This is a genomic window from Elioraea sp., assembly GCF_051860475.1.
Taxonomy (GTDB): domain Bacteria; phylum Pseudomonadota; class Alphaproteobacteria; order Acetobacterales; family Acetobacteraceae; genus Elioraea.
This window is the reverse complement of sequence record NZ_JBHYDW010000010.1, coordinates 1-23,238: the sequence shown is the minus strand read 5'-3', so window position 1 is coordinate 23,238 and position 23,238 is coordinate 1. Positions and strand designations below refer to the sequence as shown.

The window sequence follows — 23,238 nt, the reverse complement described above, 5'->3', positions numbered from 1 at the left end:
GTCTTGTCGGCGAGGTCCTTCAGATAGAGCGTGCCCGTGGTCCTCTTCAGCCCGACGTCGAGCTCCGGGACCTCACTCTCGGCGAGGGAGACGATGCGTACGCCGGCGAACCGCGGCAGCAGTCCCAGCGCAGTATGTTGCGATAGGGTTATGGTATGCCGGTCCAGAGCCCGGCGAAGAACGCCGCGGCGTTGGTGCCAAGCGTACGGGTGCGGTAGCCACCCTCTTGCACCACCAGCGTCGGCAAGGCGAGGGCGGCGAGCCGAGCGCCCATGCGGCGGAAATCGGCAGGCCGGTGGCGCCAGGACCCAGTCGGGTCACCAGCGGCGGTGTCGAACCCGGCGGCGATCACCAGGAAGCGCGGCGCATGGCGTGCGATCCGCCGGCAGGCGATCTCCAGCGCCTCGGTGAACTGCGCGGGGCTAGCGGCCTCAGGCAAGGGCAGATTCAGGTTGTAACCGGCACCAGCACCCTCGCCACGTTCGTCGCGGAAGCCCGAGAAGTAGGGATAGGCGATCGCGGGGTCGCCATGGATCGAGATCGTCAGCACGTCCGACCGTGCATAGAAGATGTCCTGCGTGCCATTGCCGTGGTGGTAGTCGATGTCCAGCACCACGCTACGCCCGAACCGGCTCAGCAGTTCCGCCGCGATCGCGGCGTTGTTGAAGTAGCAGAAGCCGCCGAAGGCGCGCCGCTCGGCGTGGTGTCCGGGCGGGCGCACCAGCGCGTAGGCGAGCCGGTCGCCGCCGAGCACGGCCTCGGCGGCGGTCAGCGCGCAATCGACCGCCTGCCGCGCGGCCTTCCAGGCATTGCCGGTGATCGGCGTGAAGGTGTCGATGCAGAAATACCCGGCACGCAGCGCGAGATCCTTGGGCGGTCGCGTGGCGTTGCGGATCGGGAACACGTAGGGATAGACGGCCCGGCCCTCCCCCACCTCGGCGCAGGCGGCGCGCAGATAGGCGACGAGGCCGCGGTCGTGCACGGCGGTGATCGCGCCGTCCGGGAACATGCGCGCCGACAGGTTTCGGATCGGCACCGCGCGCGGCAGGTGCTCGAGGATCTCGCGCACGCGCACCGGCGCCTCGACATAGCCGCGCTCGCGTACATGGTGGATGTCGTGGCGGTCGTTCACCACCAGCGTCATCGCCGGGCCGGGCGCGAGCCGCGGGGTGGGCAGGGCGCGCGGCGGGCGCGGCATGGCGCGCAGTTGCACGGGATCGTCGCGCACGCTGTCGATCACGCGCGCGATGTAGGCGGGCGAGCAGACGGCGCCGTATTTCCGCGTCAGCACGGCGCGGATCACCGCGCGCGCCTCCTCGCACGGCCACGCATCGCGCCGGTCGAGCAGATCGACCACCAGCAATGGCGGCATCGGCCCGGTCTCACCCGGGATCGGCAGCTCGTAGTCGGTGCCGGCGAGCGGGCGGGCACCGAAGCGTGCGTAGAAGCGCAGCCGGCGGGCGTTTGCCGCGCGCAGAGCCGGATCGGCGACCACGTTCGGATCGTCGGGCAGGCACTCGCACAGCAGGACCGCGGCATTCAGCCCGGCAGCCAGCTCGCGCGCCCGCTGGTAGAGCGCCCCGCCGACCCCGGCTCCGCGTGAACCCTCGCCGCCGGCGATGTAGTCGAGCCAGAGCGCGCCGACATCCGGCATGTGCCAGAGGATCGCCGCGCCGCGCACGCGACCGATCCCGTCCTCGGCGACCAACAGAAAGGGGCGCACCTGGTTCGGGCCGCCCTGGCGCAGCAGGGCGCGCAGCGTCTCGAACTCGCCCGGGCGTGCGGCCGGGAAGGCGGAACGCAGCAGCCGCACCGAAGCCTCGACCGCGTCGCGGTCCGCGCGGGCGGCGTCGTCGGCGACTCGGCGGATGCGGATCATGCACGCTGTGTTAGCACGCGCCGCAGCCATTCCGCTGCGCAGGCGGGCGCCTGCTGCTCCGCATCATCCACGATGTCGTGCTGAGGCCGGATCGCGTGGCGGCGAGGCGGGGGGCCAGCCCCACGGGTGGCGTGCCTGACAGCCAGACGGTGAAGGCGCCGAGCGCGGCGCAGACGGACGCCGGGCCAAGCACCACGTCGCCATAGACGCACATGACCGCCTGATCCATGTCGCCCCTCCGGAATGCATGAAGTATCGTGACCGCAGCTCACCCGGCCGTCACGTGGAAACGGATCGCGGGGGTCCCCACCGATCCGATTCCGCGCTGCGCGGACGCAAGACGGCCCCGTAGGCGAAGGGGCCGCGCGTCGCTGGCCCTCGGGCCAGCAAAGCCACGAGAGAACGCGTCCCTTCCCCCACACGTCCCATCCCGTCACACGCCGCTTGCGCCGACCCACCACTTGCGCCATCCCCCAGCCATGACGACCCTCCGCAGGAACGCTCCCGCGATCCGCGCACCGCGCGGCCCCGCCCTCAACGCCCGATCCTGGAGCACCGAGGCGCCGCTCCGGATGCTGATGAACAACCTCGACCCCGAGGTCGCGGAACGGCCGGACGAGCTGGTCGTCTACGGCGGCATCGGCCGCGCGGCGCGCGACTGGCAGAGCTTCGACACGATCGTCTCGGTGCTGAAGCGGCTCGACGAGGAGCACACGCTGCTGGTGCAATCGGGCAAGCCGGTCGGCGTGTTCCCCACCCACCCCGACGCGCCGCGCGTGCTGATCGCCAACAGCAACCTCGTGCCGGCCTGGGCGAGCTGGGAGCATTTCAGCGCGCTCGATCGCGTCGGGCTGATGATGTACGGCCAGATGACCGCAGGGTCGTGGATCTACATCGGCAGCCAGGGGATCGTGCAGGGCACCTACGAGACCTTCGCCGAGGTCGGGCGACGCCACTACGGAGGCGATCTTGGCAGGCGTTGGATCCTCACCGCCGGGCTCGGCGGCATGGGCGGCGCGCAGCCGCTCGCTGCGGTGTTCGCCGGCGCCTCGATGCTCGCGATCGAGTGCCAGCCGAGCCGGATCGAGAAGCGCCTCGCCACCGGCTATGTCGACCGCTGGGCCAGGGATCTCGACGAGGGGCTGGCGATGGTGCGCGAGGCCTCCGCGCAGCGCGCGGCGATCAGCGTCGCGGTTCTGGGCAACGCGGCCGAGTTGTTCCCGGAGCTCGTGCGCCGCGGCGTGAGGCCCGACGCAGTCACCGACCAGACCTCCGCGCATGATCCGGTGAACGGCTACCTCCCCGCGGGCTGGACGCTCGCCGAATGGGAGGAGCGCCGCGTCTCGGACCCGGCCGGCACCGCGGCGGCGGCGAAACGCTCGATGGTCGCGCATGTCCAGGCGATGTTGGACTGGCACCGCATGGGCGTGCCCGTGCTCGACTACGGCAACAACATCCGCCAGATGGCAAAGGACGAGGGGCTGGCCGACGCTTTCGCCTTCCCCGGCTTCGTGCCGGCCTATATCCGCCCGCTGTTCTGCCGCGGCATCGGTCCGTTCCGCTGGGCCGCGCTCTCGGGCGATCCGGAGGACATCCGCCGCACCGACGCCAAGGTGCGCGAGCTCATCCCCGACGATCCGCACCTGCATCGCTGGCTGGAGATGGCCGAGGCGCGCATCCAGTTCCAGGGCCTGCCGGCGCGGATCTGCTGGGTCGGGCTCGGCCAGCGCCACCGCCTGGGCCTCGCCTTCAACGAGATGGTGGCAACCGGCGAACTCTCGGCGCCGATCGTGATCGGGCGCGATCATCTCGACAGCGGCTCGGTCGCCAGCCCCAACCGCGAGACCGAGGCGATGCTGGACGGGTCGGACGCGGTCTCGGACTGGCCGCTGCTCAACGCACTGCTGAACTGCGCCTCCGGCGCGACCTGGGTCTCGCTGCATCATGGCGGCGGCGTCGGCATGGGGTACTCGCAGCACGCCGGCATGGTGATCGTCGCCGACGGCACCGCGGCGGCGGCGAAACGGCTTCAGCGCGTTCTCTGGAACGATCCGGCGACCGGCGTGATGCGCCATGCCGATGCCGGCTACGACATCGCCATTGCCTGCGCGCGCGAGTTCGGGCTCGACCTGCCGATGCTCGATCGCTGAGGTGCTAGTGGATCCGCGTCAGCGTATGCGCGGTCAGGTCCTGCTCGATCGCGGGGAAGTCGGCGTGGATGCCGCAGGCCGCGAGATGCGCGAACAACGCCTGTACCAGCGCCCTGTTCGCCTTCGGGTCGCTGCTGTCGGGCAGGTGCTCCCAGGCGGCGAAGCCGGTGGCCTTGCCGAGCGTCATGAAGGTGGCGTGACGGATCGGCTTCGGCTCGCGCGGCGTGTCGCCCTGCTGGCGGATCGCCTCGCGCCGCTCCTGCGCGGCGCGGGCCCGGCCGGCCATCGCGCGTTCCAGGGTTCGGCCGGCCGATTGGTTGGATACCGCACCGATCGCCATCAGACGCACATGCGTCAGCCCGTCGAGCGCTCCCGCCGTCTTCGGGAACACATGATCGATGTTGAAGCCGCTGGCCGGGCGCCCGGCCAGCCCAAGCCGCGTGCGCGCGAAGACGTCGAACAGGTCGCGGTAGCCGGACGCCTGCGGGTCGACCCAGAGCTCGGGCTCGCTGCCGTCGACCCAGACGAAGGCCCGTGCGACCGGCTCGGAGCCGAGAGTCTCAAGCCGGCCGTTGCTGCGCGGCATGGCCGGATGCGTCCTCGTTCGTCGGAACGGATCGATGCTCGTGACGCCGATCCAAGCCTCACCCGGCGTGCGCGGGCACTGCCGGTCCAGCCCCATCTGCCGGACCAGGGCGCGCACCTGTTGCCGCAGGGGCTCGGGTCCATCCTTCATGGGACCAGACTAGCATGACGAGGCAGCGCCATGCGTGAGGCAGCGCACATCGCCCGTCCGATCCGGCCCGGCCGGACAGAGCTGGCCTGCTGGCGCGCCGTACGCGACGGCGCCGCGATCGCGCTCGCGGAGGGCTGGCATACGCCGGTGCAGGCGGCGGCCGAGGCGGTCGCGGCAGCGGTCGCTCGCGGCGAACCCGTCTACGGCGTCAACACCGGCTTCGGCAAGCTCGCCTCCACCCGCATCGTGCCCGACGCACTCACCCAGCTCCAGCGCAACATCGTGCGCAGCCACGCTGCAGGGACGGGCCCGGCGCTCGCCGACCGCGTCGTGCGGGTAACCCTCGCACTCAAGGCCGCAAGCCTCGCGCGCGGGCATTCCGGCGTGCGGCCGGAGGTCATCGAGGCGCTGCTTGCTCTGCTCGCCGCCGATGTGCTGCCGGTGATCCCGGCGCAGGGCTCGGTCGGCGCCTCGGGCGATCTCGCCCCGCTCGCCCATCTCGCGCTCGTGCTGATCGGCGAGGGCGAGGCCCGGCTGCCCGACGAGCGGATCGTTCCGGGCGCGCAGGCGCTGCGCGCCGCCGGCCTCGGCCCGCTGGTGCTCGGCCCGAAGGAGGGGCTGGCGCTGCTCAACGGCACGCAGGTCTCAACCGCGCTCGCGCTCGACGCACTGTTCGCGATCGAGGACGCCTTCGCCGCCGCCCTCGTCACCGGTGCCTTGAGCGTGGACGGCGCGCGCGGTTCCGACACGCCGTTCGATCCGCGCATCCAGGCGGTGCGCGGCCATGCCGGCCAGGCGGACGTCGCGGCGGCGCTGCGCGCGCTGCTCGCCGGCAGCGCGATCCGCGAGAGCCACCGCGTGGGCGATCCGCGCGTGCAGGACCCCTATTCGCTGCGCTGCCAGCCGCAGGTGATGGGCGCGGTCCTCGACCTGATCCGCAGCGCCGCTACGACGCTGGCGACGGAGGCGAACGCGGTCTCCGACAATCCGCTCGTGTTCGCCGAGACGGGCGAGATCCTCTCGGGCGGCAATTTCCACGCCGAGCCGGTGGCCTTCGCCGCCGACATGCTCGCCCTCGCGGTCGCCGAGACCGGCGCCCTGGCCGAGCGCCGCGTCGCGCTGCTCACCGACCCGATGATGACCGGCCTGCCCGCCTTCCTCGCCCCCGAGCCCGGGCTGCACTCCGGCTTCATGCTGGCGCAGGTGACGGCCGCCGCGCTGGCCGCCGAGAACAAGGCGCTCGCCGCGCCGCGCAGCACCGACACGATCCCGACCAGCGCGAACCAGGAGGATCATGTCAGCATGGCCACGGGGGCAGCTCGGCGGCTCGGCGAGATGGCTGGCAACCTCGCCGCGATCGTCGGCATCGAGGCGCTGCTCGCCGCCCAGGCGGTCGAGTTCCACCGCCCGCTGCGCTCCTCCGACACGCTCGAGCACGCGATCGCGCTTTTGCGCGCGCGGGTGCCGCGCTGGACCGAGGACCGCGCGATGGCGCCCGACATCGCTGCCGCGCGCGCGCTGGTCGAGGACGGCACGCTCGCCTCCCTCTGTCCGCTCGCGCTTCCCTCCAGGCCCGGCTGACGGCGGCGGCGAAAGGGGCTGGCCCGCGGCCCGGGCCGGTCTATCATCCGCCGCCGATCGGGCGGAGGCGCCGGGACGGCGGCATGACACGGGGGACGAGAATGAAGCGACGCAACGTGATGACGGGGGCCGCGCTCGGCGCAGCCGCGCTCGCCACGCCTGCCCTGGCGCAGGGTCGGATGGAGTGGCGGATGGTCACCTCCTGGCCGATGAACCTGCCGGGACCGGGCACGGCGGCGACCAAGCTCGCCGAGCGGATCAGCGCGCTCTCGAGCGGACGGCTGACCATCCGGCTGTTCGCGGCCGGCCAGATCGTGCCGGCGCTCGGCGTGTTCGACGCTGTGAGTCAGGGCACCGCCGAGCTCTATCACTCGGTGCCGGCCTACTGGCTCTCCAAGCTGCGCGGCATCGGCTTCTTCGGCAGTTTCCCGTTCGGGCTGACCGCGCAGGAGCAGTCCGCCTGGATCAACCACGGCGGCGGCCAGGCGCTCTACGACGAGGCCTATGCGCGGTTCGGGCTCAAGCCGTTCCTGTGCGGCAACTCCGGCCCGCAATGGATGGGCTGGTTCCGGCGCGAGATCCGCAGCGTCGACGACTTCCGGGGCCTGCGCTTCCGCACGGCGGGGCTGGGCGGCGAGATGTACCGCCGCGCCGGCGCGACCGTGGTGACACTGCCCGGCGGCGAGATCTTCCAGGCCCTCCAGTCCGGCACGATCGACGCCGCCGAGTTCATCGGCCCCTGGTCGGATTCGCCGCTCGGCTTCCACCAGGTGGCGAAGAACTACTACTGGCCCGGCGTGCAGGAGCCGTCCTCGGCCGAGGAGTGCGGGGTGAACAAGGCGGCCTATGACCGGCTGTCTGACGACCTCAAGCTCGCGATCAAGGTCGCCTGCCAGAGCCTGCATGACGAGGTGGTCACCGAGTACGACCATCGCCACGCGGTGACCCTGCGCCAGCTCGTTGCCCAGCACGGCGTGCAGGTGCGCGAGGCGCCGCGCGACCTGCTGATCGCGCTCGGCCACGCCGCGGGCGAGGTGGTGAAGGAGCTGCGCGACGACCAGGACGCGCTGACCAAGAAGATCGCCGAGGCCTACATCGCCTTCCGCAACCTCTCGGCCGAATACATGGTCTACAGCTACGCGGGACAGTTCAACAGCCGCGCGCTGCCGATCCGCTGGAGCTGACGCGCGCCGGGCCGGGGCGTTGCCCGGCCCGTCCGCCGGACACGGGGAACGCCATGAACCGACGCACTGCTTTTCGCGCGGGCGCCGCGGCTGCGGCCACCGCGCTCGCCGCGCCTGCGATCGCGCAAGCGCGCATCGAGTGGCGCATGGTCACCGCCTGGCCGCGCAACCTGCCCGGGCCGGGGACCCAGGCTCAGCGCGTGGCCGACCGCATCACCCAGCTCACGGGAGGGCGCATCACCGTGCGCCTGTTCGCCGCCGGCGAGATCGTGCCGCCCTTCGGCGTGTTCGACGCGGTGAGCCAGGGCACCGTCGATCTCTACCACGCCACGCCGCATTTCTGGTTCAGCCGCTCGCGCGCCGCCGCGATCATCGGCAGCTTCCCGTTCGGGCTCACCAACAACGAGCTGATCGCGTGGCTGCGCTACGCGGGCGCGCAGGAGCGCTACGACGAGCTCTATGCGCGGTTCAACATGAAGCCCTTCATCTGCGGCAATTCGGGTCCGCAATGGACCGGCTTCTTCCGCCGCGAGCTCGCCAGCGCGGACGACTTCCGGGGCCTGCGCTTCCGCGCCGGCGGGCTGATCGGCGCGGTCTATCAGCGGCTCGGCGCGGCGGTGCAGCAGATGCCGGTGGGCGAGGTGTTCCAGGCGCTCCAGGCCGGCACGATCGACGCCGCCGAGTTCGCCGGCCCCTGGTCGGACGGGCCGCTCGGCTTCGGCCAGGTGGCGCGGTTCTACTACCAGCCCTGCGGCCAGGAGCCGTCCGCCAGCCTGGAGACGGTGATCCACAAGCCGCGCTTCGATGCGCTGCCGGATGATCTCAAGCTCGCCGTCCGCTTCGCCTGCGAGAGCATGAACGAGGAGGCGATCGCCGAATGGGACCACCGCAACCCGCTGGCACTGCGGGAGATGGTGGAGCGCCAGGGCGTGCAGGTCCGTGCGGTGCCGGAGCCGATCGTCAAGGCGATGGCCGAGGCGGCCTGGGCGGTGATGCGCGAGCTCCGCGAGGACCAGGACCCCCTGAACCGCGCAATCATCGAGTCCTACATCGAGTACCGCAACCGCGCGGTCGCGTTCGCCGGCCTCGCCTATACCCCGACCAACGCCGGCCGCGCCCTGTTGCCGTGGGCGTAGTCGCCGCACTCGCCCGCGCGCTCGACCGTGTCACCGACACGGTCGGACGCGTGGTGATGTGGCTTGCCGTGCTGCTCGTGCTGGCGCAGCTCGCCGTGGTGCTCCTGCGCTACGGCTTCTCGACCAGCTTCATCCAGCTCCAGGAGAGCGTGATCTACGCCCACGCGACCCTGTTCATGCTGGGGATCGCCTTCACCATGCTGCACGAGGGCCATGTGCGCGTGGACATTCTCTACGCCGACATGACGCCGCGGCGACGCGCCTGGATCGACCTGATCGGCGTCATCGTCGCCGTGATGCCGTTCGGGCTCCTCGTGCTCTGGACCTGCTGGCCCTTCGTCGCCGCATCCTGGCGCATCCGCGAGGGCGCGATCGCCTATGGCGGTCTGCCGTTCCAGTTCCTGCTGAAGTCGCTGATCCCGGCCATGGCGGTGTTGCTGCTGATCGCGGCGGTCGCGCATCTCTGCCGCTGCCTGCTGACGATCGTTGGCCGCCGCCCTGATCACCGCGAGGGCGCACGCGTCGCGGACGCGGCCTGAGCATGGGCAGCCCGCTCGGCGGCGTTCTCGACATCCTGATGTTCGCCACGCTCTGCGCGGCGATCCTCACCGGCTTCCCGGTGGTGTTCATCCTCACCGGCACGGCGCTGCTCTACGGCGCGCTCGGCTGGGCCTTCGGTGTCTTTTCGCCCGCGCTGCTCGGCGCGCTGCCGCCGCGCATCTTCGGCACGATGACGTCGGAGGTGCTGGTCGCGATCCCGCTCTTCGTCTTCATGGGCATCATGCTCGAGCGCTCGAAGATCGCCGAGGACCTGCTCGAGACCATGGGGCGGCTGTTCGGGGCGGTGCGCGGTGGGCTTGCGGTCAGCGTCTCGGTGGTCGGTGCGCTGCTCGCCGCCTCCACCGGCATCGTCGGCGCGACGGTGGTGACCATGGGCCTGATGGCGCTGCCGGCGATGCTGCGCAACCGATACGATCCAGGCTTCGCCTGCGGCACGATCTGCGCGGCCGGCACGCTCGGCCAGATCATCCCGCCCTCGACCGTGATGGTGATCCTCGGCGAGATCATCTCGGCCGCCTATCAGCAGGCGCAACTCGCCCAGGGGAAGTTCTCGATCATGACGGTGAGCGTCGGCCAGCTCTTCGCCGGCTCCCTGCTGCCGGGGCTGATGCTGGTCTCGCTTTACGTCCTCTATCAGCTCGCCCTCGCCTGGCTGCGCCCCGAGGTCGCGCCTGCACTGCCCCCCGATGCGCGCGGCACAGTGACACGCGGCGAGATCCTCGGTGCGCTGATCCCGCCGATCGTGCTGATCGTCTCGGTGCTCGGCTCGATCCTCGGCGGCATCGCCACGCCGACCGAGGCGGCCTCGGTGGGTGCCGCCGGCGCGACCCTGCTCGCCGCGCGCCGGCTCTCGCCCGCCTGGTGGCCCTCGATCCTCGCCTTCGCCTCGGTGGTCGGTCTCGTCACCCTCGCCTCGCTGTTCGACCTCCGGCTCGGCCGTGCCGCCGCCACGCTCGCCGAGCGCGTGGCGATCGGCGGCGCCGCGCTCTGCACCGCGGGGCTCGCGGTCGCGCTCGCGCACGCGCTCTGGCTCACGCTCCGGTCCGGCGTGCTCGCCGGGGTGGCGCGCTCGACCATGACCATCACGGCGATGATCTTCGCGATGCTGATCGGCGCGACGCTGTTCGCGCTGGTATTCCGGGGCCTGGGCGGCGACGACATGGTGCATGCCGCGCTTTCCGGCCTGCCTGGCGGCACGGCCGGCGCGCTCGCTGCCGTGATGGCGGTGATCTTCACGCTCGGCTTCTTCCTCGACTTCGTCGAGATCGCGATCATCGTCATCCCGATCGTCGGGCCGATCGTCCTGCAGATGGACGTCGATCCGGTCTGGTTTGGCGTGCTGATCGCGGTGAACCTGCAGACCTCGTTCCTGACCCCGCCCTTCGGCTTCGCGCTGTTCTACCTGCGCGGTGTCGCCCCGCGCGAGGTGCGCACCGTGCACATCTACCGCGGTGTGGCGCCGTTCGTGGGGCTCCAGCTCCTCGGGCTCGCCATCACCGCATTCTATCCCCCGCTCGCCACCTGGCTGCCGCGCGTGCTCTTCGGACGGTGAACGACGCAGCGCTTGCCGCGTTTCGCCTCGCGCGTCTAGCCTCGCCACGATGGACGGGACGAGACGCGAGACCGACGCCTCCGAGGTGATCGATCTCACCCTTGATCAGCGCGAGGCCTGGATCGAGGCGCGGCGACGCTTCTGGCGGGTGATTGTGCCGTTCCTGGCGGCGGCGCTGCTGATCGGCGCGACCCTCGGCGCGATCACGGTGGTCCACGTGATCAGCCGCAACGACGCGCTCAGGCTGGCCGACGGCCTGCTGGTCGCGCTGGAACAGCGCATCGCGACCGAGGCGCGCGGCTGGCTTGGCCCCGCCGGTCGCGTCGCCATGCTGCTCCAGGAGACCCAGAAAAGCGGCGTGTTCCGCGAGGACGTGATGCTGGCCGAGCCGATCGGCGCCGCCCTGCTGAACAGCGTGCCGCAGATCGCGAGCGTCTATGTCGGCAGCATGCGCGGCGATTTCATCATGCTGCGCCGCAACGCCGAGGGCGGGATCGATTCCAGGGTGATCATGACACGGCCGGAGCGGAGCGTGATCAACACCATGCGCGGGCCGGACGGCAGCGTGCTGCGCAGCACCCTGGACCCGGCGGACGGCTTCGATCCCCGCGCGCGCCCATGGTTCCAGGGAGCGCTCGAGGCGGACGGGCTCTACTGGACCGACATCTACGTGTTTTTCTCGGATCGCGTGCCGGGCCTGACGGTCTCGCTCGCGTTCCGGGACCGCCGCGGCACGGTGCGGGGCGTGTTCGGGGTCGATGTGCGCCTCGACACGCTGAGCGCTTTGCTGGCACAGCTTGATATCGGTGAAGGTGGCCGCGCCATGATCATCGACGGCGCCGGGCGCCTGGTCGCCTACCCCGAGCTCGAACGCGCGGTGCGGCAGGCCGACGACACGCTGCTGCCGGTCCGGGTCGACGAGCTCGGCGATCCCGTGCTGACACGGGCCTTCGACGCGTTCCGCATCGAGGGGCCCGGGCGCCGCCGGATCGAGGTGGACGGCGCAGCCCACCTGACGATCGCCGCCCCCCTGCCCGGCGTGACCGGGCGCGACTGGTCCGTGCTGATCGTGGTGCCGGAGGACAGCTATGTCGGTTTCGTGAGCCGCAACACGCGGATCGCGCTCGCCGCCGCGGCGGTGATCGCGCTGCTCGCGCTGCTGCTCGCGTGGCTGCTGGTGCGCCAGGGGCTGCGCGCCGACCGCACCGCGCAGCGGCTGCGCGAGCGCGGCCGGGCGATGGCGGCGCAGTCGGATGCCTTCGCCGCGCTCTCGACCGTGTCGGCGCCATTCGATCCGGCGGCCGAGGGCGGTCCACGCCAAGTGCTGGAGATTGTCGCGCGGACGCTGGGCGCCCGGCGGGCGAGCCTCTGGCGCCTCGGCGCCGCCAGCCGGTCGCTGCGCTGCGTCGACGCCGTCGATACCGAGGCGGCGTTGCACGCCGCCGGCACGCACCTCCCGCGCGAGGAGATGCCCGAGGCCGTCGCGGCGCTGCTCGCGGGTCCGCTCGACGTCGCCGACACGGCGCAGGAGTCCCGCCTGGCCGCCCTCCATCGCGGCTACTTCACCGCCGTCGGCACCCGCGCGCTCCTTTCGGTGCCGATCCGGCGCGGCGAGGAGACGGTCGGGTTGCTCTGGATCGAGGATCGCGCCACCGAGGCCGAGGGGGCGGTCGCCTTCGCGCGCGCGGCCGCAGCGATGCTCGCGCTCCGCTTCGCGGGCCAGGTGGCGCGGACCCGGCCTGCCGAGGAGCCAGTGCGGCTGGCGGCGGCCGGTGGGGCGGCCGCGCCGGCCGCGCCGCAGCGGCGTATGCCAGGGGACGGATTCCTCGGCGCGGACCGCGACCGCATGTTCATGCAGCGGCTGACCGCGCGCGGCATCGGCGAGCGCGGCTTCGCTGCCGAGATCTTCCGCGGCATCACCGTACTGGTGCTGCGCTTCACCGACCCGCTTGCCCTGGCGGAACGCGCTCCGGACGAGGACGGCTCTCCGCTCGCGGACCACGCGATCCGGGTCCTCCAGGAGATCGCTTCGGCGCACGGCATCGACTATGTCCGGATCCTCGGCGAGTCCGTCGTCGTCGCCGACGGATTCGTCACCGCAGGAGCCGAGCGCGCCGCGGCGGTGGCGTCTGCGGCGCTCGATCTGCAGCAGCAGATCGCAGCGCTATTCCATTCGGCCGAGCAACGCCTCAGCTTCCGGATCGGCATCGATACCGGCGCGGTGATCGGCAGCGTGGTCGGCGAGGATACGCGCACGTACAACATCTGGGGCGAGGCGGTGCGGACCGCGGCCGCGATGGCGGAGTCCGGACCGGAGGCAACCATCCAGATCACCGAGACGACGCGCGCGCTACTCGGCGAGGGATTCCTGATGCAGCCGCGCGGCCGGTTCTGGCTGGATGGCGGCGGCGAACTGGCTACCTTTCTGCTGACGGCACGCGCATGACAGAGGCAGCGGTGGGGCGGCCCACCCGCGGGCCCGTCCGTGGCCTGCTCGCCGGGCTCGGCGATGCCGTGATCGGGACGCTGCGCTGGCCGTGTGTGGTCGCGGCGCTGAGCTTCGCCGTCGGCCGCGCCGCCTTTGCGCCCACCACCTGGCGCCGTCCGGTGCGGCAGGAATTCGTCCGCATGATGCGGATCGCGGGCACCCGTGCGGTTCCGAGCACCTTGGGCGCGGCCGTGCTGGTGGGGATCGCGATGGTGTTCCAGGCGCTCTACTGGCTCGGCGCGGCCGGCCAGGAGCAGCTCGTCGGCACGGTGCTGACCGGGGTGCTGGTGCGCGAGGTCGCGCCCGTCGTGGTCGGGCTGATGCTCGCCGGCCGGGCGGGCACGCTCACCCTGGTCGAGCTCGGCACCGTGCGCGGCAGCGCGCGCTACCACGTGCTGCAATCGTCTGGGATCGATCCGTTCCTGCTCCTGGTCGTGCCGCGCGTGCTCGCCTTCGCGCTGGCCGGGCTGTCGCTGACCATCCTGTTCGTGGCCGGCGCCCTGGTGAGCGGCTGGATGGTCAGCTTCGCGACCGGGTCGCGCGGGGTCGGGCTGCTCGGCTTCCTCGACGACGTGCTGCGCGCGATGGGGCCGAGCGACTTCGCGCTGCTGCCACTGAAGGGCCTCCTGATCGGCGGCGTGGTGGCGGCGATCTGCTGCGCCGCGGCGCTGGGTGCGCCCTGGCTCGCCGCGACGCCGACGCGGCTGATCCCGCGCGGCTTCGCCGCTGCCATCCTCGGCACCTTCGTCGTCTCGGGACTCGTTTCGGTCGTGCTGTAGGGCCCATGGCCGAAGCCGCCCCGGTCCTCACCCTCGCCGAGGCCCGCCTGCCGATCGAGCCGGCCGGCGGCGTGACGGCGCCGCTCACGCTGACCGTGCTGCCGGACGAGCTGGTACTGCTCGATCTCGCCGGGCCGCGGCGCGTCGCCGCCTTCGCCGATGCCATCTGCGGCCTGATCGAGCCGCGCGGCGGGCGGATCGCGTTTCTCGGCCGGGACTGGCGCGAGGAGCCGGCGGAGAAGGTTGATGCGCTGCGCGGCCGGGTCGGCCGGCTGTTCGGTGCCGATCCGTGGCTGACCTGGCTCACGGTGGCGGACAACGTGCTGCTGTCCCCGCTCTACCACACGCGCCTGCCGCGCCAGACCCTGCTGGGCCAGGCCGCGCGGCTCGCGCACCGGTTCGGCCTGCCGGGGCTTCCGGCAGGCTTCCCCGAGACGCTCGCGCCGCGCGATCTCGTGCGCGCGGGGCTGGTGCGCGCCTTCCTTGGCATGCCGCGGCTGGTGGTGCTGGAGAACCCGACCGGCATGGGCGGCACCGCGATCCTGCCGGGGCTGCTCGGCGAGATCCGCGCTGTCCGCGACAACGGCGGCGCGGTGCTCTGGCTCACGCACGACATCGAGGCCGTGGCTGACCGCACGCTGCCCGCGACCCAGCGCTGGCGGCTGATCGGCAACCAGTTCGTGCCGCTCACCGCGCGTGCCGCATGAGAGCGCCCGCGCGCATCCCGCATGTCAACGAGGCGGTGGGCGGGCTGGTGCTCGCGGCGCTGGCGGTGTTGATCGCGGCGGTGCTCCAGGCGGGGGTGCTGGGCCCGCTGCTCCGCCCCGCGCTGACGCTGCGCGTGATCCTGCCGCCGGAGGGCACGGCGGGGCTGTCGGCGGGCGCATCGGTCGAGGTGCTGGGCACGCGCGCGGGCCAGGTGCGCCGCATCGTGATCGACCCACGCCAGCAGCTCTATGCCGATGTGCGGCTCGACCAGGGCATGGACGTGTTCGTCCGCCGCGACAGCCGCGTGTTCATCCGCCGCCAGTTCGGCGTCGCCGGCGCGGCGTTCCTCGAGATCAGCCGCGGCATCGGCGAGCCGCTCGACTGGGACTTCGCGGTGCTTGAGGTGACCCGCGAGCAGGCGCCGACGGAAAGTCTCGGCGAGCTGATCGACGACCTGCGCAACCGGCTCGTGCCGGTGTTCGAGGATGTCGGCCGGATCACGCGGGCGGCGGCGGAGATCACCGAGACGCTCGCGCGCGGCCAGGGCTCGGTCGGTCGGCTGCTGACCGACGACACGCTGGTGCGCGAGCTCGAGACGGCGGCCGCGCAGCTCGACCGCACGCTCGCCGAGACCACTCTGGTGGTCGCGGATGTGCGCGGAGCGGTCCGCTCGGCCGGTCTCGCCACCGAGGGGCTGCCGCGGCTGCTCGAGACCGCCGAGCGCGCGCTCGCGAATGTCGAGACCGCCACGCGCGATCTCGCGCGCGCGAGCCCCGAGGCGCCGCGGCTCGCGCGCGACGCCGCCGCGGCGGGCGCCACCCTGCCCGGGCTGCTGACCCAGGTGCAGCAGGCGACCGCCGAGCTCGACCGGCTGCTGGTCGCGCTGCGCACGCACCCGCTGATCGGCGGCGGGCGCGCGCCGGAGGAACTGCCGCGCGTGCCGGCCCGCGAGGTCCGTCCGTGAGACGGATCGTTCCGCGTCTCGTCACGCTTGCCGCGTGCGGCGGCCCCGCGCCGCCCGAACCGCCCGACCCGACGCTCGCGCGCCAGACCCGGGTCGCCATGCTGGCCTGGCAGCAGGATCGCCCGGCCCAGGCCGCCGCGCTGTTCCGTGACGCGCTCGCGCGCGCCTATGCCCGCGACGACCTCGCCGCGATCGCCGACATCGCCGCCTCGCTCGCGGCCGTCGAGCTTCGGCTCGGCGAGGCGGAGGCCGCGCGCGACATCGCCGCCGGCGCGCGCGCCGAGGTGAACCGGCGCGGCGGCACGATGCCGGCGGAGCTGCCGCTCGCCGAGGCGGCGGCGCGCTGGCGGCTCGGCGATGTGGCGGGTGCGCGTGCGCTCACGGCCGCGATCACGGAGGGCGAGGCAGGCGCGCGCGCGCGCTTCATCGAGGGCCTGATCGCGGCCGATGCGCGCGATGCTCAGGCGCTTGCGACGGCGCGCGCGTCCCTGCCGCCCACCGACGTTCCCGACCTGCTGGCCGACAGCGTCGAGCTCGATGGCCGTACGGCACTGCTGGCCGGCGATGCGGGGTCCGCGCGCGCCGCCCTGCTCCGCGCCGCGGCGCTGCGCCAGGAGGCGCGCGACTACCCTGGCATGGCACGCGCGCTCGCGCTCGCGGGCGAGGCCGCGGCCCGCGAGGGACGCGCAGCGGAGGCGGCTGATCTCGCGCTCCGCGCGGGCGGCACCGCTGGGGCCCACGGCGATGCGCGCGCGGCCGGGCAGTGGGTCGCCCAGGCGGGGGGGCTCGCGCGCGCGGCCGGCAGCGCGGACGTGCTGGCCGCCGCCGAGGCCGAGCAGCGGCGCCTCGCCGTGCGCTGATCACATGGCGACGATCTTGCCGGGGTTCATGATGCCGAGCGGATCGAGTGCCTGCTTCACCGCGCGCATCACCGAGAGCGCCTCGCCGTGCTCGGCCGCCAGGAACGGCATCTTGCCGTAACCTACGCCGTGCTCGCCGGTGCAGGTGCCGTCCATCGCCAGCGCGCGCAGCACCAGCCGCTCATTGGCCGCGGAGGCGCGCGCAAACTCGTCCGGATCGTCCGGATCGAGTACGAAGACGAGGTGGAAATTGCCGTCGCCGACATGCCCGACCAGCGGCGCGAGCAGTGTGTTCTCGGCGAGATCGCGCTTCGTCTCGAGGATGCAGTCGGCGAGCCGCGAGATCGGCACGCAGACATCGGTGGGCCAGCCCTTCGAGCCCGGGCGCAGCGCAAGTGCGGCGTAATAGGCCTCGTGCCGCGCCTGCCAGAGCCGGTTGCGCGCCTCGGCCTCATGGGCGAAGGCGAAGGCCGAGCCGCCGTGATGCGACGCGGTCGCCTGCACGGTCTCGATCTGCTCGGCGACCCCCGCCTCGGTGCCGTGGAACTCCAGGAACAGCGTCGGCGCCTCCGGGTAGGCGAGCTTCGAGTAGCGGTTGCAGGCCGCCATCTGCACCTCGTCGAGCAGCTCGATGCGCGCGAGCGGCACCTGCATCTGCATCGTCTCGATCACCGTGCCGACGGCCGCCGCCATCTCGGGGAACGAGCAGACTGCGGCGGCGATGCGCTCGGGCACCCCGAACAGCCGCAGCGTGATCCCGACGATCACGCCGAGCGTGCCCTCGCTGCCGACGAACAGGCGCGTGAGGTCGTAGCCGGCGGCGGATTTGCGCGCCCGCCCGCCGGTGCGGATCAGCCGCCCGTCGGCGAGCACGACCGAAAGCCCGAGCACGGCCTCGCGCATCGTGCCGTAGCGCACCGCGTTGGTGCCGGAGGCGCGCGTCGCCGTCATCCCACCGATCGAGGCATCCGCACCGGGATCGATCGGGAAGAACAGGCCGGTGTCGCGTAGATGCACGTTGAGCTGCTTGCGCGTCACGCCGGGCTCGACGGTGCAGTCGAGATCCTCGGGGCTGACGCGCAGCACCCGATTCATCCGCGAGAGATCGAGCGATACCCCGCCGCGCAGCGCGGCGACGTGGCCTTCGAGGCTCGTGCCGGTGCCGAACGGAATGACCGGGACGCGATGGTCGGCGCAGAGCCGCACGATCTCCCGCACCTCTGCCACCGTCTCGGCGAACACCACCGCGTCGGGCGGAGCCGGCGCGTGCCAGGACTCGTCGCGCCCGTGCTGCTCGCACACAGCGGCGGCGGTGGAGACGCGCGTGCCGAAGCGGTCGCGCAACGCCGCGATCACGGGGTCGCGGCGGCGCGGATCAAGGGACTGGACGGAGGCGGGAGCGACCATCGCGGCACCATAGGCGCGGCGCCGATCCTGCGCCATCGTGGGCCGAGCCACTGGAGACGCGCCATGCGCCTGCTCGTCGTCAACAGCAACACCACCGACTCCGTGACCGGGCGGATCGCCGCCGAGGCGCGGCATGCGGCCGCCCCGGGCACCGCGGTGACGGCGGTGACCGCGCCATTCGGCCTGAAGCTGATCGTCACCGCCTCGGACGCGCAGGTGGCGGGCACGGCCACGCTCGCCGCGCTGGGTGCGGCGCGGGGGACTTACGACGCCGCGATCATCGCCTGCTTCGGCGACCCGGGGCTCGAGGCGGCGAAGGAGCGCGCGGGGGTGCCGGTACTCGGCATCAGCGAGGCGGCATTCCACGCGGCGGCGATGCTCGGCCGCCGCTTCGGCGTGGTGAGCTTCACCCGCGCGCTGCAGCCCATGTACGAGGACTGTCTCGCGCGGCACGGCCTTGCCGGCCGCTGTGCGGGGTTCCGCTCGGGGTCGGCGTTCTCGGGCGACCCGGGCACGGTGGCCGAGGACCGCGCGGCGATGGTGCTGGAGCTGGTCGACGAGGCGGCGCGGCTGGACGGCGCCGACGTGGTGATCGTCGCCGGCGGTCCGCTCGCGGGGCTCGCGCGCACCCTCGGGCCGCGCGTGGCGGTGCCGCTGATCGACGGCGTCACCGCCGCGGTGGCGCTGGCCGAGGCGCTGGTGCGACTGGCGCCGACCGTGCCGCGGCGTCCGCCCCGCGAGCCGGCTGGCCTCGATCCTGGGCTCGCCGCGCTGTTCGCGTAGCTCAGCGGCGCTTCCATGCCTGGGTGCGGCGCGTCAGCACCGCGTCCACCAGCACATGCAGCCCCTTCACCGCAGCGGAGGTGAGCAGGATGACGGTCGCCATCGCCGCCGCCGCGCTGGCGAATCCAGCCTCGTCCATCTGCACGACCGCGACCGAAGCGGTCATGGTGTCAGGCGCATACAGGAATACCACGGCCGAGACCGTGGTCATCGCGTTGACGAACAGATAGATCACGACGTCGAGGATCACCGGCAGCGACATCGGCACGGTCACCACCGCGAAGGTACGCCAGATCGGCACCTTGAGGCTCGCCGAGACGGACTCGAACTCGGGATCGAGGCTCTTCAGCTGCGTCATGCTGGCGAGGTGGCCGACGGTGTAGAAGTGCACCAGCGAGTTCAGCACCAGGATGCCGAGCGTGCCGTAGAGGAAGCCGAGCGGATTGGCCGGCGCGTTGAAGAAGAAGATGTAGGCGATGCCGAGCACGAGACCCGGCACAGCGAGCGGAATGATGGCGAGGAAGCGGACGATGTCGCGCACCTTCCCGAGCACCTTGGCGCGGTCCATCGCATAGGCGAACACGAACACCAGTGGCGCGCCGATCAAGGCGGTCCAGAACGCGAGCTGCACGCTGTTGATCCAGCTGCCCCAGCCGGCGCTGATGAAGTTGCCGAACGCGTAGTTGGCCAGCGTCAGTGACAGGTTCCAGGGCCAGAACGTGATCAGGCTACCCCAGGCGGCGATGCCGACGATGGTCAGCAGCAGCGCCGAGACCAGCACGCAGAACGCGAACAGCGGCCAGTCCCGCCGCGGCCGCTGCTTCGGGATGTAGGGCACGGCGCGCGCGCCCACCACCGCCACCTGGCGGCGCTGCGCCCACTGGTCGGCACCGAAGGCGAGGATCGCCGGGATCATCAGCACCACGCCGACCACCGCGCCCATCTGGAAGTTCTGCTGCCCGATGACCTGCTTGTAGACCTCGATCGCGAGCACGCTGAATGACCCGCCGATCACCTTGGGGATGCCGAAATCGGTGATGACAAGCGTGAACACCACGAAGGCGGCCGAGACCATGCCGTAGCGCGCGGTCGGCAGGGTCACGGTGCGCATCACCCGGATGCGCGAGGCGCGCAGCGCCTCGGCCGCCTCGTAGAGCCGCGCATCGGTACCGGAGAGCGCGGTCACGAGGATCAGCAGCGCGTGGGGGAAGGTGTAGAACACCTGCGCGATGATGATGCCGAGCGGCCCGTAGATCGTGCCGCCGAACAGCCAATGCCGCAGGAAGCCCTGGTTGCCGAACAGGTAGATGAGCGCAAGCGCGGGCAGCAGGCTGGGGGCGAGGATCGGGATCAGCGCGATCGCACGGAACACGCCCTTGCCCGGCATCGCGCTGCGCGTCAGCGCATAGGCGAACACGAACGCGGCCGGCACGACGAGCAGCGTGATCAGCCCGGCCGTCCAGAGGCTGTTCCAGAGGCTGCCCGCGAGTGCGGGCGTCTCGACATAGCGCAGATAGTTGGCAAGGCCGACGAACCGGCCCCGCTGATCCTCGATGCTCTTCAGGAACAGTGTGCCGAGCGGCAGCACCAGCGCGACCGCGAGGAACAGGCAGGCGAGCAGGACGATCGCGGCGAGCAGCCGGTCATCGCCCGACCAGGCGCGGCGGACCGGCAGGGCGGCGGCGACCGCCATCACGGATCGCGCGGGAACAGCAGGATCCGGTCCGGCGGAACCACCACCTCGATCCGAGCGCCAGGGCGGAGCTGCAATCGGCGCAGCGCCGTGTCCTGCACCTCCGCGGTGAGCTGCACGCCCTGGGCGTCGAGTGCCGCGCGCGCGATCGAGCCGAGGTACTCGATGCCGCGCACCGTCGCGGCGAGCCGCGTGCCGGCATGCCGCGCATCCTCCGGCAGCACGTCCTCCGGCCGAAGGCAGAGCTGCACGGGCGACCCCGGAGCAAGCCTGGCCGCAGCGTGCGCGGCGAAGCGGACGCTGCCCACTGCGACCGCGCCGCCCTCGACCACCACGCCCGGCAGGGCGTTCATGCGGCCGACGAAGCCCGCGACGAACAGCGTGTCAGGATGCCGATACACGGTATCCGGCGCGCCGACCTGCTCGATCCGGCCGCGATTCATCACCACCACGCGGTCGGCGATCGACAGTGCCTCCTCCTGGTCGTGCGTGACCATGATGGTGGTGATGCCGAGGCGGCGCTGCAGCGCCTTGATCTCCTCGCGCAGATGCGCGCGCACCAGCGCGTCGAGCGCCGAGAGCGGCTCGTCGAGCAGCAGGAGGCCGGGGTCCATCGCGATCGCACGGGCAAGTGCCACCCGCTGCTGCTGCCCGCCCGAGAGCTGCGAGGGGTACTTCCACGCCTGGTCGGCAAGTCCCACCAGCGACAGGAGCTCGCGCACGCGCGCCTCGATCTGCTCGCGCCGCCGGCCGAGCGAGACGAGGCCGTAGCCGATATTCGCGCTCACCGTCATGTTCGGGAACAGTGCGTAGGACTGGAACACGATGCCGAAGTCGCGCGCCGAGGGCGGCAGCGCGGAGATGTCACGGCCGGCCTGCACGATCCGCCCCTCGTCCTGCGGGTCGAGCCCGGCGATGGCGCGGAGCAGCGTCGTCTTGCCGCAGCCCGAGGGGCCGAGGAAGCAGACGAACTCGCCGCGGCCGACCGTCAGTGAAACATCGTCGAGCGCGACGAAGGACCCGAACCGCTTGGTGACGCGCTCGACGGTCAAGGAGGGCTCGATCGCCGGGACGGTCCCGGCGACCAGGTCCATCATGCGCGGCGCGACCGGCGTGTCCACGCCAGGATCAGTTGCGCGGCGCGGACTTGCCGTCGAAGCGCCGTCCCCACTCGGCGAGGATGCGGTCGCGGTTGGCCGCGACGGTGGCGAAGTCCACATCCGCGAGGCGCTGGGCGAACTCCGGCGGATAGTTCTGCACCGTCGGCTGTACATCGGTGCGGCCGAGCAGCGCGTAGTAGCGGCCATAGAGCTCCATCGCCTGCTTCGACACCGCGAAATCCATCAGCAGCTTCGCCGCGTCCAGATTGCGCGTGCCGCGATGGATCGCAGCCGCCTCCAGGTCGAATCCCACGCCGTCGGACGGCACAATGATGTCGATCGGCGCGCCCTGGTTCTTCAGCGCAACCGCGCGCATGTCGAAGGTGATTCCGATCGCGTACTCCCCGCGCGCGGCGTTGTTGCACGGTGCACTACCGGAATGCGTGTAGACGGCGATGTTGTCGTGCAGCCGCGTCATGAAGTCCCAGGCTGGCGCCTCGCCCTTGGTGCCCAGCCAGCCGGCGACCGTCAGCAGGCCAGTGCCGGAGGAGGCCGGGTTCGGCATCGCGATCAGACCGCGATAGGCGGGGTTCAGCAGGTCGTTCCACGAAGCGGGTTTCGGCAGAGTGCGCTGCTGCGCGACCACGGTGTTGAAGCAGACCGCGGCGACGAAGGCATCGAGCCCGACCCAGCTCATTGGGCTCCTGTCGCTGCGGAACTGCGGGCGCAGTGCCTCGGCCTCTCTCGGCGTGTAGGGCTCGAGCATGTTTTCCGCCTCGAGCCGGATCAGGCTGAACGCAGAAAGCCCCCAGATCACGTCAGCGCGCGGGTTCTCCTTCTCGGCAAGCAGTCGCGTGGTGACAATGCCGGTGCTGTCGCGCACCCACACCACCTCGATGCCCGGCACGGAGCGTTCGGCCGCCTGCTTGAACACCGGCAGCTGGTCGTTCTCGAAGGCCGTGTAGACCGTGAGCCGCGTGCGCTGTGCCTCGGCGGAGGTGGCGAAGGCGAGCGTGCAAGCGGCGGCGAGCAACAGTCGGCGCATGTGGCGGTCCCCAGGGTTGATCGTTGCCGATGCGGCGAGGCCCCCGCCCCACCGGAGCTGGACCATCCCATGGAGTCCGCGACAGGCTCGTGACGGCTGTGTTGCTGTTCGATGACGTTCACGCGACGCGCAGTGCCGCAAGCAGATGCGGCCGCCAGCGCGAGAGCGGCGGGGTGGCGAGCCCCACCACCTTGGCTGCGTCGTCCCAGCGGCGCAGCGCCACGGCATCCGCCGCGCCGGGCAGGGCTCGGAAGGCCCGGCACTCCTCCGTGCTCATGGGTCCGCCCTGCAGGCCGAGACTCCGCGCAGAGGCGGGCGACAGGGTCGCGGCGTAGTCGGGCTCGGTCGCGACCAGGTAGCGCTTCGCTGCGACGTGCAGGTGCACCGGCGCCGCCGCGACGGGAAGGAAATGCCGCGCAGCCCAAGCCGCGCCAATCTCCTCATGACGGCCGTCGATCCCGTGCGCGGCAATGTCCTCCGGCAGGCCGTGCAGAAGATGGCCGATATCGTGCATCAGCGCGGCGGCGATCAGCACGGCCGGCGCGCCCGCCTGCTCGGCAAGCCACGCCGACTGGAGCGCGTGCGCGCGCTGGCTGACGCCCTCGCCGTAATGCGCCGCGCCGGGCGCGCCG

At 72.0% G+C, this 23,238-nt stretch carries 19 protein-coding genes; 12 read left to right on the top strand and 7 right to left on the bottom strand.

The features are described 5' to 3' along the window. Nucleotides 1-148 precede the first annotated feature (148 nt). Nucleotides 149-1,879, bottom strand: coding sequence for an acetylpolyamine amidohydrolase (locus ACTIFU_RS03490; RefSeq protein WP_439576900.1), 1,731 nt, complete (start codon nucleotides 1,877-1,879; stop codon nucleotides 149-151). A gap of 479 nt (nucleotides 1,880-2,358) precedes the next feature. On the opposite strand from ACTIFU_RS03490, the gene hutU reads away from it, so the two are divergent. Next, a complete protein-coding gene (gene hutU / locus ACTIFU_RS03485) occupies nucleotides 2,359-4,029 on the top strand; it encodes a urocanate hydratase (RefSeq protein ID WP_439576899.1) in 1,671 nt (556 codons plus the stop codon). Between the two features lie 4 nt (nucleotides 4,030-4,033). Here hutU and ACTIFU_RS03480 read toward each other — a convergent pair whose 3' ends face one another. Further along, nucleotides 4,034-4,615: a hypothetical protein gene (locus ACTIFU_RS03480; protein ID WP_439576898.1), complete on the bottom strand. Its 582-nt coding sequence runs from the start codon at nucleotides 4,613-4,615 to the stop codon at nucleotides 4,034-4,036. A 180-nt stretch (nucleotides 4,616-4,795) separates the two neighbouring features. On the opposite strand from ACTIFU_RS03480, the gene hutH reads away from it, so the two are divergent. From hutH to ACTIFU_RS03430, 10 genes are all read left to right on the top strand, one after another. Then, complete coding sequence (hutH, locus tag ACTIFU_RS03475) at nucleotides 4,796-6,346, top strand: histidine ammonia-lyase (RefSeq protein WP_439576897.1); 1,551 nt, start codon at nucleotides 4,796-4,798, stop codon at nucleotides 6,344-6,346. Nucleotides 6,347-6,447: 101 nt separating this feature from the next. After that, nucleotides 6,448-7,530, top strand: a complete 1,083-nt coding sequence (locus ACTIFU_RS03470; RefSeq protein ID WP_439576896.1) for a TRAP transporter substrate-binding protein — start codon at nucleotides 6,448-6,450, stop codon at nucleotides 7,528-7,530. Nucleotides 7,531-7,583: 53 nt separating this feature from the next. Continuing rightward, entirely contained in the window at nucleotides 7,584-8,666 is a 1,083-nt protein-coding gene (locus tag ACTIFU_RS03465; RefSeq protein WP_439576895.1) for a TRAP transporter substrate-binding protein, read from the top strand. Next, nucleotides 8,657-9,205: a TRAP transporter small permease subunit gene (locus ACTIFU_RS03460; protein ID WP_439576894.1), complete on the top strand. Its 549-nt coding sequence runs from the start codon at nucleotides 8,657-8,659 to the stop codon at nucleotides 9,203-9,205. The genes ACTIFU_RS03465 and ACTIFU_RS03460 overlap by 10 nt, the downstream gene beginning before the upstream one ends. A gap of 2 nt (nucleotides 9,206-9,207) precedes the next feature. Next, nucleotides 9,208-10,779 carry a TRAP transporter large permease gene (locus ACTIFU_RS03455; protein ID WP_439576893.1) on the top strand — a complete coding sequence of 524 codons (1,572 nt, stop codon included), beginning with the start codon at nucleotides 9,208-9,210 and terminating at the stop codon, nucleotides 10,777-10,779. A gap of 49 nt (nucleotides 10,780-10,828) precedes the next feature. After that, entirely contained in the window at nucleotides 10,829-13,225 is a 2,397-nt protein-coding gene (locus tag ACTIFU_RS03450; protein ID WP_439576892.1) for an adenylate/guanylate cyclase domain-containing protein, read from the top strand. After that, the gene (locus ACTIFU_RS03445; RefSeq protein WP_439576891.1) at nucleotides 13,222-14,046 is read left to right on the top strand and encodes an ABC transporter permease; all 825 of its coding nucleotides are present in this window, start codon (nucleotides 13,222-13,224) and stop codon (nucleotides 14,044-14,046) included. Before ACTIFU_RS03450 ends, ACTIFU_RS03445 begins: the two co-directional genes overlap by 4 nt. A gap of 5 nt (nucleotides 14,047-14,051) precedes the next feature. After that, entirely contained in the window at nucleotides 14,052-14,753 is a 702-nt protein-coding gene (locus ACTIFU_RS03440; protein ID WP_439576890.1) for a hypothetical protein, read from the top strand. Further along, nucleotides 14,750-15,718: an MlaD family protein gene (locus tag ACTIFU_RS03435; RefSeq protein ID WP_439576889.1), complete on the top strand. Its 969-nt coding sequence runs from the start codon at nucleotides 14,750-14,752 to the stop codon at nucleotides 15,716-15,718. Before ACTIFU_RS03440 ends, ACTIFU_RS03435 begins: the two co-directional genes overlap by 4 nt. Beyond that, nucleotides 15,715-16,578, top strand: a complete 864-nt coding sequence (locus ACTIFU_RS03430; RefSeq protein ID WP_439576888.1) for a hypothetical protein — start codon at nucleotides 15,715-15,717, stop codon at nucleotides 16,576-16,578. Before ACTIFU_RS03435 ends, ACTIFU_RS03430 begins: the two co-directional genes overlap by 4 nt. On the opposite strand, the gene ACTIFU_RS03425 is transcribed toward ACTIFU_RS03430, so the two are convergent. Beyond that, nucleotides 16,579-17,985 (bottom strand): FAD-binding oxidoreductase, encoded by a 1,407-nt coding sequence (locus ACTIFU_RS03425; RefSeq protein WP_439576930.1) that lies wholly within the window; start codon nucleotides 17,983-17,985, stop codon nucleotides 16,579-16,581. It lies immediately after the preceding gene. Nucleotides 17,986-18,048: 63 nt separating this feature from the next. Here ACTIFU_RS03425 and ACTIFU_RS03420 point away from each other — a divergent pair, with 63 nt between their 5' ends. Further along, entirely contained in the window at nucleotides 18,049-18,768 is a 720-nt protein-coding gene (locus ACTIFU_RS03420; RefSeq protein ID WP_439576887.1) for an aspartate/glutamate racemase family protein, read from the top strand. Nucleotide 18,769: 1 nt separating this feature from the next. On the opposite strand, the gene ACTIFU_RS03415 is transcribed toward ACTIFU_RS03420, so the two are convergent. From ACTIFU_RS03415 to ACTIFU_RS03400, 4 genes are all read right to left on the bottom strand, one after another. Continuing rightward, the gene (locus ACTIFU_RS03415; protein WP_439576886.1) at nucleotides 18,770-20,461 is read right to left on the bottom strand and encodes a putative 2-aminoethylphosphonate ABC transporter permease subunit; all 1,692 of its coding nucleotides are present in this window, start codon (nucleotides 20,459-20,461) and stop codon (nucleotides 18,770-18,772) included. Continuing rightward, nucleotides 20,461-21,582: a putative 2-aminoethylphosphonate ABC transporter ATP-binding protein gene (locus ACTIFU_RS03410; RefSeq protein WP_439576885.1), complete on the bottom strand. Its 1,122-nt coding sequence runs from the start codon at nucleotides 21,580-21,582 to the stop codon at nucleotides 20,461-20,463. The genes ACTIFU_RS03415 and ACTIFU_RS03410 overlap by 1 nt, the downstream gene beginning before the upstream one ends. Nucleotides 21,583-21,589: 7 nt before the next feature. Further along, entirely contained in the window at nucleotides 21,590-22,606 is a 1,017-nt protein-coding gene (locus tag ACTIFU_RS03405; protein ID WP_439576884.1) for a putative 2-aminoethylphosphonate ABC transporter substrate-binding protein, read from the bottom strand. A 118-nt stretch (nucleotides 22,607-22,724) separates the two neighbouring features. Beyond that, nucleotides 22,725-23,238 (bottom strand): HD domain-containing protein (locus tag ACTIFU_RS03400; RefSeq protein WP_439576883.1); only part of this gene is annotated, 514 nt, incomplete at its 5' end.

Coding starts and splice junctions, on each gene's coding strand:
- hutU (WP_439576899.1), top strand. CDS start 2,359: ATGACGACCCTCCGCAGGAACGCTCCCGCGATCCGCGCACCGCGCGGC.
- ACTIFU_RS03415 (WP_439576886.1), bottom strand. CDS start 20,461: ATGGCGGTCGCCGCCGCCCTGCCGGTCCGCCGCGCCTGGTCGGGCGAT.
- ACTIFU_RS03470 (WP_439576896.1), top strand. CDS start 6,448: ATGAAGCGACGCAACGTGATGACGGGGGCCGCGCTCGGCGCAGCCGCG.
- ACTIFU_RS03405 (WP_439576884.1), bottom strand. CDS start 22,606: ATGCGCCGACTGTTGCTCGCCGCCGCTTGCACGCTCGCCTTCGCCACC.
- ACTIFU_RS03445 (WP_439576891.1), top strand. CDS start 13,222: ATGACAGAGGCAGCGGTGGGGCGGCCCACCCGCGGGCCCGTCCGTGGC.
- ACTIFU_RS03440 (WP_439576890.1), top strand. CDS start 14,052: ATGGCCGAAGCCGCCCCGGTCCTCACCCTCGCCGAGGCCCGCCTGCCG.
- ACTIFU_RS03420 (WP_439576887.1), top strand. CDS start 18,049: ATGCGCCTGCTCGTCGTCAACAGCAACACCACCGACTCCGTGACCGGG.
- ACTIFU_RS03480 (WP_439576898.1), bottom strand. CDS start 4,615: ATGCCGCGCAGCAACGGCCGGCTTGAGACTCTCGGCTCCGAGCCGGTC.
- hutH (WP_439576897.1), top strand. CDS start 4,796: ATGCGTGAGGCAGCGCACATCGCCCGTCCGATCCGGCCCGGCCGGACA.
- ACTIFU_RS03425 (WP_439576930.1), bottom strand. CDS start 17,985: ATGGTCGCTCCCGCCTCCGTCCAGTCCCTTGATCCGCGCCGCCGCGAC.
- ACTIFU_RS03455 (WP_439576893.1), top strand. CDS start 9,208: ATGGGCAGCCCGCTCGGCGGCGTTCTCGACATCCTGATGTTCGCCACG.
- ACTIFU_RS03435 (WP_439576889.1), top strand. CDS start 14,750: ATGAGAGCGCCCGCGCGCATCCCGCATGTCAACGAGGCGGTGGGCGGG.
- ACTIFU_RS03465 (WP_439576895.1), top strand. CDS start 7,584: ATGAACCGACGCACTGCTTTTCGCGCGGGCGCCGCGGCTGCGGCCACC.
- ACTIFU_RS03490 (WP_439576900.1), bottom strand. CDS start 1,879: ATGATCCGCATCCGCCGAGTCGCCGACGACGCCGCCCGCGCGGACCGC.
- ACTIFU_RS03450 (WP_439576892.1), top strand. CDS start 10,829: ATGGACGGGACGAGACGCGAGACCGACGCCTCCGAGGTGATCGATCTC.